6 protein-coding genes and 3 pseudogenes are annotated in these 10,943 nt (G+C 65.3%); 6 read left to right on the top strand and 3 right to left on the bottom strand.

Annotation, left to right across the window (positions count from 1 at the left end):
- Nucleotides 1–1,523: pseudogene (locus GJ632_RS14275) on the top strand (AAA family ATPase); the annotation flags it as partial.
- An 81-nt stretch (nucleotides 1,524–1,604) separates the two neighbouring features.
- On the opposite strand, the gene GJ632_RS14270 reads toward GJ632_RS14275, so the two are convergent.
- Together GJ632_RS14270 and GJ632_RS14265 are read right to left on the bottom strand one after the other, a co-directional pair.
- Nucleotides 1,605–2,033: a hypothetical protein gene (locus GJ632_RS14270; protein ID WP_191453314.1), complete on the bottom strand. Its 429-nt coding sequence runs from the start codon at nucleotides 2,031–2,033 to the stop codon at nucleotides 1,605–1,607.
- 46 nt (nucleotides 2,034–2,079) lie between these two features.
- Entirely contained in the window at nucleotides 2,080–2,457 is a 378-nt protein-coding gene (locus GJ632_RS14265; protein ID WP_231751573.1) for a hypothetical protein, read from the bottom strand.
- On the opposite strand from GJ632_RS14265, the pseudogene GJ632_RS25985 reads away from it, so the two are divergent.
- A pseudogene (locus GJ632_RS25985) lies at nucleotides 2,362–2,577 on the top strand (hypothetical protein); the annotation flags it as partial. The gene GJ632_RS14265 and the pseudogene GJ632_RS25985 overlap by 96 nt on opposite strands.
- Here GJ632_RS25985 and GJ632_RS14260 read toward each other — a convergent pair.
- Nucleotides 2,508–2,696, bottom strand: a complete 189-nt coding sequence (locus GJ632_RS14260) for a hypothetical protein (protein ID WP_089805339.1) — start codon at nucleotides 2,694–2,696, stop codon at nucleotides 2,508–2,510. The pseudogene GJ632_RS25985 and the gene GJ632_RS14260 sit on opposite strands and share 70 nt — an antisense overlap.
- A gap of 155 nt (nucleotides 2,697–2,851) precedes the next feature.
- Here GJ632_RS14260 and GJ632_RS14255 point away from each other — a divergent pair.
- The 4 genes and pseudogenes from GJ632_RS14255 to sufD all read left to right on the top strand — a co-directional run bounded on the left by GJ632_RS14255 (nucleotide 2,852) and on the right by sufD (nucleotide 10,703).
- Nucleotides 2,852–6,888, top strand: a pseudogene (locus GJ632_RS14255) (DNA polymerase domain-containing protein).
- 195 nt (nucleotides 6,889–7,083) lie between these two features.
- Nucleotides 7,084–8,004: an ABC transporter ATP-binding protein gene (locus GJ632_RS14250; RefSeq protein WP_191453313.1), complete on the top strand. Its 921-nt coding sequence runs from the start codon at nucleotides 7,084–7,086 to the stop codon at nucleotides 8,002–8,004.
- Nucleotides 8,005–8,062: 58 nt separating this feature from the next.
- Nucleotides 8,063–9,493 carry a Fe-S cluster assembly protein SufB gene (gene sufB, locus GJ632_RS14245; protein WP_191453312.1) on the top strand — a complete coding sequence of 477 codons (1,431 nt, stop codon included), beginning with the start codon at nucleotides 8,063–8,065 and terminating at the stop codon, nucleotides 9,491–9,493.
- Between the two features lies 1 nt (nucleotide 9,494).
- Nucleotides 9,495–10,703: a Fe-S cluster assembly protein SufD gene (gene sufD, locus GJ632_RS14240; protein ID WP_089805347.1), complete on the top strand. Its 1,209-nt coding sequence runs from the start codon at nucleotides 9,495–9,497 to the stop codon at nucleotides 10,701–10,703.
- The last annotated feature ends 240 nt before the right edge of the window (nucleotides 10,704–10,943 follow it).

The following is a 10,943-nucleotide window of genomic DNA, read 5'->3' as shown; positions in this document are numbered from 1 at the left end:
AACTCGAAGCCGAACTGGAGACGCTGACGGCGGAGTTCGAGGACGCGCCCGTCGAACTCGGCGCGGCGGCGTCGCACCGCGACGAGATTCGGGAGACGCTGACCGACGTGCGCGCCGACCTCACCGAGACGAACGCCGAGGTGGAGAACGTCCGCGACCGACTCGCGGAGGCCGAGGAACTGCGCGCGGAGGGGAAGTGCCCCGAGTGCGGGCAACCCGTCGAGGACTCGCCGCACGTCGACGCCATCGGCGAGTACGAGGCGCGCATCGAGGCGTTGGAGGCGACGCTGTCGGACCTCCGGGAGCGACGCGAGACGCTGGAGTCGCGCCTCGACCGGGCGGAGTCGCTGGTCGAGACGGAGAACCGCGTCGGGGAACTCCGCAACAGCAGGGACCTGTTCGCGGAGCGAATCGAGGACGCCCGGGAGACGGTCGAGGAACGGCGGACGGAGGCAGAGACGCTCCGCGAGGAGGCCGACGAACTGGCGGCGGAGGCCGAGGAGAAGCGGGCGGCGGCGACGACGCAGTCCGAAGCGGCCGCGGAGGCGGCCGAGACGGTCCGAGAACTCGAAGCCGACCTCGAATCCGTCGCCGACGCCGAGGAGCGACTCGACACGCTGTCGGACCTCCGTTCGACGCTGTCGGAGACCGAGTCCGAAATCGAGCGTCTCGAAGAGCGTCGCGAGAACCTCGCGGAGTTGAACGACGAACGCCGGGAGCGACTGGCGGACAAGCGCGACAGACGCTCCGAACTCGCCGACGACGTGGACGAGTCGACCGTCGAGGAGGCGACGGAGCAGCGAGAACGGGCGGAGACCTACCTCGAACAGGTGGACGACGAACTCGAATCGCTGCGCGAGAAACGAGACGAACTCCAGAACGAAATCGGCGGCGTCAAGGGCGAACTCGCGCAGTTGTCCGAACTCCGCGAGGACCGGGACGAACTCGCCGCCCGCGTCGACGCGCTCGAATCGCTTCACGCCGAGACCGAGGAACTGGAGGCGATGTACGGCGACCTGCGCGCGGAACTCCGCCAGCGCAACGTCGAGACGCTCGAACGGATGCTGAACGAGACGTTCGAACTCGTCTACGGCAACGACGCCTACTCCCGCATCCGCCTCGACGGCGAGTACGAACTGACGGTGTTCCAGAAGGACGGGACGGCGCTCGACCCCGAGCAGTTGTCCGGCGGGGAGCGAGCGCTGTTCAACCTCTCGCTGCGCACCGCCATCTACCGCCTCCTCGCGGAGGGAATCGAGGGGGCGGCGCCGATGCCGCCGCTCATCCTCGACGAACCGACGGTGTTCCTCGACTCGGGGCACGTCTCGCGCCTCGTGGACCTCGTCGACGAGATGCGTGACCTCGGCGTCCGCCAGATAATCATCGTGAGCCACGACGACGAACTCGTCGGCGCGGCGGACGAACTCGTGACCGTGGAGAAGGACCCGACGAGCAACCGGTCGTCCGTACGGCAGGAGGACCCCGACGCACTCGTCGCGGCGGAGTCGCTCGCGGACGACTGAGCGCCCGGGCCGAGGTTCGAGGCGTTCGCGTGCGGCCGAGGCGGCGGGCGGTGACGTCGCTGAACGGCCGCGCCACCGGAGTTACTTCGACCCGCCGCGGAGGGCGTCGACTGCCTCTCTCGCCGCCTCGGTGGCGGCGTAACCGCGTTCCCCGTGGACAGTCGTTTCCGTGAGGAGCCCGGCCGCGCGGAACTCGCCGAGCAGGCCGTGGAGGTCGGACTCACAGAGGTCGTAGGCGTCCAGCAACGCCACCACCGACACCGCGTCGCGGTCCACCAGTTCCACGAGGAGGCCGAGCGAGCGTTCGTCGTGGACGGCGGTGACGGCTCGTCGGACGGGGTCGGCGACGCCGGACGCGGCGGCGACCAGCGGTGAGACGCCCTCGAACGTCAGGTCGTCGTTCGGGAGGTATCGCTCTTCGCCCGTCGCCGGGTCGCGGACGCGACTGGAGTCGCCGGAGCGTTTGACGAGGACGTAGCGCTTGCCGTCGTCGTCGCGGACCGTCTGCATGGTCGTCCCGAGGGCCGAGCGCGGAATAGGCGTTCCGCTCCGGGGGTCAGCCGTCGCTGTCCGTCTCGTCTGCGTCGGCCGCGTCACCCGCTTTGTAGCCTCGGTAGGAGTAGTACGCGCGGACGAGAGCGAGCACACCGACGACGGCCGCACCCCCGCCGAGGAGGAAGTTCCCGCGGAAGTACGCGAACATCGCGCCGAGACTGACGCCCGCGACGCCGACGTTCACGAGGACGACGACGGCCCAGAACGTCGAGGCGAGTTCGCTGTCGATTTCGACCGGTTGCTCGTCGCCGTCGTCGTCCTCGTCGCCCTCGCCGCCGACCGAGGGGACGTTCACCAGGTCGTTCTCGGGGTCGCCCCATCGGTCCTCGGGGTCGGATTCGTCGGGTTCGTCGGGCCAGGCGTCGGAATCGCGCGGCACGTCCGCGGGGACGGGCGGGCCGACGAAAAGCAGTTCGTTTCGAGCGCTTCTCAGAGGTACTCTTTCAGCGTGATGGTTCGAGTCGTCTCGACCCACGCGAGCGGGTTCTGCGGGTCGTAGAATACGACCCCACCCTCGACCTCGTAGGACTCGACGTCGTCGAGTCCGTTCGCCTCGCCTGCCGGCGACTGCGTGGCAGGCGACCGATCCGGCCGCTTCGAATTCGCGTGGTCGGTCATGTTGCAACCTGTGGTATGAGTTGGCACACTAAATGTGTTGCGTATGCGCACCTTCTTTTTTCTGACAGATATTGCCGCCCTAACGATAGTGGTTCGGCCCGTGGTGGAAGGGCGAAAGGCCGAAGCTTTTACCGCGGAGTGCCGAACGCAACCGCATGAAGCAGGCAGGGCTCACGGACGGCAACTGGGGCGGGGGCGACGACGCCGACGGCGTGCGGCCGGACGCGGAGGCCGAACACGTCGCCGGCAACGGGAGCCAACACGTCTCGGACGTCTCGACGCCGAGGACATCAAGTTCCCCGACGCCGACGGAACGGTCGAACTCGCGGTCACGCAGGTCGATTACACCATCGAGGGGAGCGGTCGCCGCGAGTACCCGGTCGTCCACGTCTTCGGACGCACCCGCGACGACGAGACGGAACACGTGCGCGTCCTCGGCTTCGAGCCCTACTTCTACGCGCCGACGGACACGCTGGACGACGAACTCCTCGACGAGGCGGTCATCACCCGGACCGAGGAGGGGTACGAGAGCATCCGCGGCGAGGAACTGACGAAGATCTGCACGCAGACGCCGCGGGACGTGGGGCAGATTCGCGACCAGTTCGAACACTACGAGGCGGACATCCTCTTCCCGAACCGCCTGCTCATCGACAAGGACATCGAGAGCGGCATCTGCGTCCCCGCGCGCCGACTCGACGACGGGTCGATTCAGGTGCCGCACGACGAAGTCGTCCCCATCGACGTGGACGCGGACCTCCGCGTGAACACGTTCGACATCGAGGTGGACGACCGGTCGGGCTTCCCCGAGGAGGGCGAGGAGCCAATCGTCTGTCTCACCTCCCACGACTCCTACCGCGACGAGTACGTCGCGTGGCTCTACAACGCGCCCGAGGCAGGCGACGGCGTCGAGTCGCCGACGGACCTCGGCGACTACGAACCGCTGGACGACGACACCGACGTGGAGATACGCGCGTTCGACCGCGAGGACGCGATGCTCGACGCGTTCGTCGGCTACATCGAGGAGACGGACCCCGACGTGCTCACCGGGTGGAACTTCGAGGACTTCGACATGCCGTACTTCCTCGACAGACTGGACGTGGTGGACCCGTCCTCGGACTACGACCTGGACCCGGACCGCCTCTCCCGCGTCGGCGAGGTGTGGCGAAGCGGGTGGGGCGGCCCCGACGTGAAGGGCCGCGTCGTGTTCGACCTGCTGTACGCCTACAAGCGCACGCAGTTCACCGAGTTGGAGTCGTACCGACTGGACGCCGTCGGCGAACTCGAACTCGACGTGGGGAAGGAGCGCTACTCCGGCAGCATCGGCGACCTGTGGGAACAGGACCCCCGGCGACTGCTGGAGTACAACGTCCGCGACGTGGAACTCTGCGTCGAAATCGACAGGAAGCAGGACGTCATCGCGTTCTGGGACGAGGTGCGGACGTTCGTCGGGTGTAAACTGGAGGACGCGCCGACGCCCGGCGACACCGTCGACATCTACGTCCTGCACAAGGTCCACGGCGAGTTCGCCCTCCCCTCGAAGGGCCAACAGGAGTCCGAAGACTACGAGGGTGGGGCCGTCTTCGACCCCATCACGGGCGTCAAGGAGAACGTCACCGTCCTCGACCTGAAGTCGCTGTACCCGATGTGCATGGTGACCATCAACGCGTCGCCGGAGACGAAGGTGGACCCCGAGTCCTACGACGGCGACACGTTCCGCGCGCCCAACGGGACGCACTTCCGGAAGGAACCGGACGGCATCATCCGGGAGATGGTGGACGAACTCCTCGCGGAACGCGAGGAGAAGAAGCGCCTCCGCAACGACCACGACCCCGGCACCTCGGCGTACGAGCAGTTCGACCGCCAGCAGGGGGCGGTGAAGGTCATCATGAACTCGCTGTACGGCGTGCTGGGCTGGGACCGCTTCCGCCTGTACGACAAGGAGATGGGCGCGGCCGTGACGGCGACCGGTCGGGAGGTCATCGACTACACCGACGAGACGGCCAGCGAGATGGGGTATTCTGTCGCGTACGGTGACAGCGTGACCGGCGACCGGCCCGTCGTCGTTCGAGACCCGAACGGCCGCGTTCGGGTCCTCCCGATCGAGACGCTGTTCGAGACGGGCACGGCGAGCGCGGACGGTGAACTGCTCATCACGGCCGACGGCGGCCCCGTCGCGACGGCCTCCGTCGGGAAGGACCGGCGAGAACTCGACGGGTGGGAGGCGCTCTCGGTGAACGACGAGGGCGTGTCCGAGTGGAAGCCCATCGAGCAGGCGATCAGGCACGAGACGGACAAACCGGTCGTCAAACTCCAGCACAAGTTCGGTGAATCGACGACGACTCACGATCACTCGTACGTCGTCGACGGCGGTGATGGACTCGTCGAGGCGCCCCCCGAAGACGTGAGCCAACCGCTCCGAGTCGACGGGGTCCCGAGCGTCGACACCGTGGAGACTATCGACGTCTACGACGTTCTCGACGGATACGAACGGGAGTACGAGGACGGCCGAAGCGTCGGACGCGAGCACGCGCAGACGAAGGTCAAACGCGTCCACGCCGACGACGAGTACGTCTGGTTCGGCCACGAACACCAGCGAGACCAGTCGAAGACGGTCAAAGTCGAGCGGTACGTCGACCTGTCGAGCGAAGACGGGCGCGCACTGGTTCGACTCCTCGCGGCGTACGTCACCGAGGGAAGCGCGTCGACCGCCGAGACGACCGACAGTCGGTACGGGGCGAGTATCGCCGAATCGAGGCGAGAGTGGTTGGAGCAGTTGCAGGCGGATTACCTCCGTCTGTTCGACAACGTCGATGCCGGCATCGTCGAGAGCGACGTCAGACCGGAGCGAACCACGTCGTACGAGACGACCGCGGGCGAGGAATCGACGTCGTACGACGACCGAACGCTCAAGCTACAGATGATGAACGAACTCGCGGCCGTCTTCTTCCGCGAGTTCGCCGGACAGACCTCTCGCGGCAAGCGCGTTCCGTCGTTCGTCTTCCACCTTCCGGACGACCTGCAAACACTGTTCATCGACGTGATGGTCGAGGGCGACGGTTCGCGCGAGTTCCCTCGCTACTCCGAGGAGTACGCGGCTCGGAACTTCGACTTCGAGACGACGAGTCGAGAACTCGCCGCCGGCCTGTCGATGCTCCTCACTCAGCGTGAACGGAAACACTCGCTGAAGTACCGGGACTCGAAAGGTTCCTACACGGTTCGGACCTGTGATTACTACCGGACGGGACGCGACCCCGTCCTCACCGACGTCGAACACGACGGCTACGTCTACGACCTCAGCGTCGCCGACAACGAGAACTTCGTGGACGGGGTCGGGGGCATCGTCCTGCACAATACGGATTCCGTCATGCTCGAACTCGGCCCCGACGTGTCGAAGGAGGAGGCCATCGAGCAGTCGTTCGAGATAGAGGAGTACATCAACGCCGCCTACGACGACTTCGCGCGCGACGAACTCGGCGTCGACCTGGAGGCGGGCGAGGAACACCGCTTCCAGATCGAGTTCGAGAAGCTCTACCGCCGCTTCTTCCAGGCGGGCAAGAAGAAGCGCTACGCGGGCCACATCGTCTGGAAGGAGGGCAACGACGTCGACGACATCGACATCACGGGCTTCGAGTACAAGCGCTCCGACATCGCCCAGATAACGAAGGAAGTCCAGAAGAACGTCATCGAGATGATCGTCTACGGCGAGGACCACGAGGAGATCAAAGACTACGTCCATCAGGTCATCGCCGACTTCCAGGAGGGGAACCTCCCCTTGGACGAAGTGGGCATCCCCGGCGGCATCGGCAAGCGCCTCGACGCGTACGACACCGCGACGGCGCAGGTCCGCGGGGCGATGTACGCGAACGCGTTCCTCGGGACGAACTTCGGGCGGGGGTCGAAGCCGAAGCGACTCTATCTGGCGAAGGTGCACCCCTCGTGGTTCCGCCGGATGGAGAGCGAGGAGGGGTTCGACCCGCAACGAGACGACCTGTACGGCGAGTTCAAACGTGACCCGGACGTCATCTGCTTCGAGTACGCCGACCAGGTTCCCGATGCGTTCGAGGTGGACTGGGAGACGATGCTCGACAAGACGCTGAAGGGTCCCATCGCGCGCATCATCGAAGCGCTCGGGATGTCGTGGGACGAGGTGAAGTCGGGGCAACAGCAGACCGGGCTCGGCAGCTTCATGTGAGCGCGAGATATCGCTCGAACCGGTTGTTCACGCCGCGATTCGCCGGCTGAACGCGTCGACGGTACGTCGGGTGAGCCGACAGTCGCCTTTCTGAAACCCAAATATATTTTCTCTGCAGTAAAGCGAGCGGTTGTGAATGCGTAACCATTATGGGTGGGAGACCCTTCGATTCCTGTACGAGGCAACGAGACAACAATGGCTACACTCGAAATCAAGAACCTCCACGCGGAAGTCGCGGAGGAAGACGGTGAACAGATTCTTCGTGGCGTCGACCTGGAAGTCAACTCTGGCGATATTCACGCGTTGATGGGCCCGAACGGATCCGGGAAGTCGACGATGGCGAAGATCATCGCCGGCCACCCCGTGTACGAAGTGACCGACGGGGAGATTCTCCTCCACCTCGAAGACGACGAGTTCGGCGAGGAGTTCGACATTCCGGAGGACAAACGCACGTGGAACCTTCTCGACCTGGAGCCGAACGAGCGCGCCGCGCTCGGTATCTTCCTCGGCTTCCAGTACCCCGCCGAAATCGAGGGCGTGACGATGACGAACTTCCTCCGCACGGCGCTCAACGCCAAGATCGAAGAGCGCGAGGAGCTCTTCGAGGAGGACGACGAGGCCGAGGAAGCCGACGCCGACGACGAGGACTCGGGCTACGACACCTCGCCGATGGAAGGCCCCGCCGACGAGGGCGAAGTCGGCGTCGCCGAGTTCCAGCAGCTCCTGAAGGAGAAGATGGAGCAGCTCGACATGGACGAGAAGTTCATGCAGCGGTACCTCAACGCCGGGTTCTCCGGCGGCGAGAAGAAGCAGAACGAAGTGCTGCAGGCCGCCATCCTCGAACCGTCCATCGCGGTGCTCGACGAGATCGACTCCGGGCTGGACATCGACCGCCTACAGGACGTCTCGAAGGGTATCAACGCCCTCCGCGACGAACAGGGCACGGGCATTCTCCAGATCACTCACTACCAGCGCATCCTCGAGTACGTCGAACCCGACCACGTCCACATCATGCTCGACGGGAAAGTCGTCAAGAGCGGCGACGCCTCCCTCGCAGAGCAGTTGGAGGACAAGGGGTACGACTGGGTCCGCGAGGAAGTGTACGAGGCCGCGTAACTGGAACCAGTTACGCACAGGCTCATAAGAAACGAACCGCAAACACACACTACACACAATGAGTTCAGATCAAGACCACCTCAAAGAGACGGACACTGAAGCTCGCTTCGAGTTCAAGAAGGAGCAGAAGTCGTCGTTCCAGGCCGACAAGGGCCTCACCGAGGAGACGATTCGCGTCATCTCCGAGGACAAAGACGAACCCGAGTGGATGCTCCAGCGCCGTCTGCGCGCACTGAAGCACTTCCAGGAGATGCCGATGCCGACCGACTGGCCCGGCCAGCCGGACCTCTCGGAAGTCGACGTCAACGAAATCGTCCCGTACATCCGCCCCGACGTGGAGACGCGCGGCGGCGTCGACGACTGGACGGACCTGCCGGACGACATCAAGGACACGTTCGACAAACTGGGCATCCCGGAGGCCGAGAAGAACGCGCTCTCGGGCGTCGGTGCGCAGTACGAGTCCGAAGTCGTCTACCAGAACATGCAGGAGCGCTGGGAGGAGAAGGGCGTCGTCTTCATGAACATGGACCAGGCGGTCCAGGAGCACGAGGACCTCGTCAAGGAGTACTTCATGACGAAGTGCGTCCCCCCGAGCGACAACAAGTTCGCCGCGCTTCACGGCGCCATCTGGTCCGGCGGGTCGTTCGTCTACGTCCCCGAGGACACGACGGTCGACATGCCGGTGCAGGCGTACTTCCGGATGAACAGCGAAGGGATGGGCCAGTTCGAGCACACGCTCATCATCGCCGAGGAGGGCTCCGAGGTCCACTACATCGAGGGCTGTTCGGCACCCAAGTACTCCGCGTTCAACCTGCACTCCGGTGGCGTCGAAGTGTTCGTCGGCGAGGACGCCCACGTGCAGTACTCGACCGTGCAGAACTGGTCGAAGAACACGTACAACCTCAACACCAAGCGCGCCATCGTCGAGAAGAACGGCCGCATGGAGTGGATTTCGGGCTCCATGGGCTCGAAGGCGACGATGCTGTACCCCGCCTCGATCCTCAAGGGTCGCGGCGCGTCGGACAACCACATCACCATCGCGTTCGCGGGCGAGGGACAGAACATCGACACCGGCGCGAAGGTGTACCACAACGCCCCGAACACGAAGTCTACCATCGAGTCGAAGTCCATCTCGAAGGACGGCGGCCGCACGAACTACCGCGGCCTCGTCCACATCTCCGAGGGCGCGCGCAACTCCTCGACGGCCGTCGAGTGTGACGCGCTGATGTTCGACAACGAGTCGACCTCGGACACGATGCCGTACATGGAGATCAACGAGTCCACCGTCGACGTCGCCCACGAGGCCACTGTGGGTAAGATCGGCGACGAGGACATCTTCTACCTCCAGTCGCGCGGTCTGGACGACGACGACGCCAAGCAGATGATCGTCTCGGGCTTCATCGAGCCGATCACGGAGGAACTGCCCATCGAGTACGCGGTCGAACTCAACCGCCTGGTCGAACTGGAGATGGAGGGTAGTCTCGGATAACATGAGTGCGCAGCTACCAGCGAACCTGTCCGAAGAGACGGTACGAGAGATATCCGAACAGCGCGACGAACCGGAGTGGCTCCTCGAGCGCCGTCTGAGCGCCCTCGCGGCGCTGGACGACGCGGACCTGCCCGACGTCATCCAGACGCCCGGCCGCCGTTGGACGAACCTCGAGGCGCTCGACTTCGAGGACCTCGTCGACCCGCTGAACCAGTCCGACGAGACCGAACGCGTCACCGACGAGGGCGTCCACGTCCTCCCGTTCACGGAGGCCGTCGAGGAGTTCGGCGACCTCGTCGAGGCGAACTTCGGTCGGACGGTCGACCCCGAGTCGAACTACCTGACCGCCCTCTCGGCGGCGCTGTTCACCACGGGGACGTTCATCTACGTGCCCGAGGGCGTCGACGCCGAGGACGTGAAGGTCCGCGCCGAGATGAACTCGAAGTCGCTGTTCAGCCACACGCTCGTCGTCACCGAGGACTCCTCCTCCGTGACGATTCTGGAGCGAATCGACAGCGGCGACTCGGTCGAGGGCGCGCGGTACTTCTCGAACATCGTGGAGGTCGCGACCGGCGAGAACTCGTACGTCCAGTACGGGTCGCTGCAGAACCTCGACGAGGACACGTACCACTACACGCTCAAGCGCGGTGACGCCGGCGTCTACGGCACGATCAACTGGATCGAGGGCAACATCGGCTCTCGACTCACCCGCTCTGACGTGGAGACCGAACTGAACGGCGACTCCTCGGAGACGAAGATCGTCGGCGCGTTCTTCGGCCACGAGGACCAGCACCTCGACCTCAACGCGCGTGTCTGGCACAAGGCCGAGAACACGACGGCCGACCTCGTGACGCGCGGCGTCCTCGACGACGAGGCGCGTTCCGTCTACGAGGGCGTGCAGGACGTGGGCCGCGACGCGTGGAACACCTCCTCGTACCAGCGTGAGAACACGCTGATGCTGTCGGACGAGTCCGAGGCCGACGCGTCGCCGAAGCTCATCATCCACAACCACGACACCGAGGCGTCGCACTCCGCGACGGTCGGACAGGTCGACAAGGAGGACCTGTTCTACATGACCTCTCGGTCCGTCCCGCCGCTGCAGGCGCGCAACATGCTCGTCGAGGGCTTCTTCGTTCCCGTCCTCGAGGAGATAGCGGTCGACGAGTTCCGCGAGGACCTCCAGGAACTCATCTCCGCGCGCCTTCGGTAGCGTCCGCGGTCCGCCGCGGTTCCGCGACACCTGCGGTCTTTCTCTCTCTCGCTCTCGATTTTAGTCACCACGAGCGCCGGCGCCGGCGTCGGTCGGCATCGGTCCCGCGGACCGCTGACCGCGGACAGCGGACGACCGCACGGGGCCAGTCTCAGGGCCGGCCGAGTGGCACTCGCTGGCCCCGCCTGTCGCCGCGAATCCACGCGTACTCGCAGGCGTCGAGCGTGAACGTGCACCGTC

Source organism: Halogeometricum sp. CBA1124, from assembly GCF_009741955.1.
Lineage (GTDB): Archaea > Halobacteriota > Halobacteria > Halobacteriales > Haloferacaceae > Halogeometricum > Halogeometricum rufum.
Note: the sequence above shows the minus strand (reverse complement) of the source record. Positions and strands in the feature narration are given on the sequence as shown.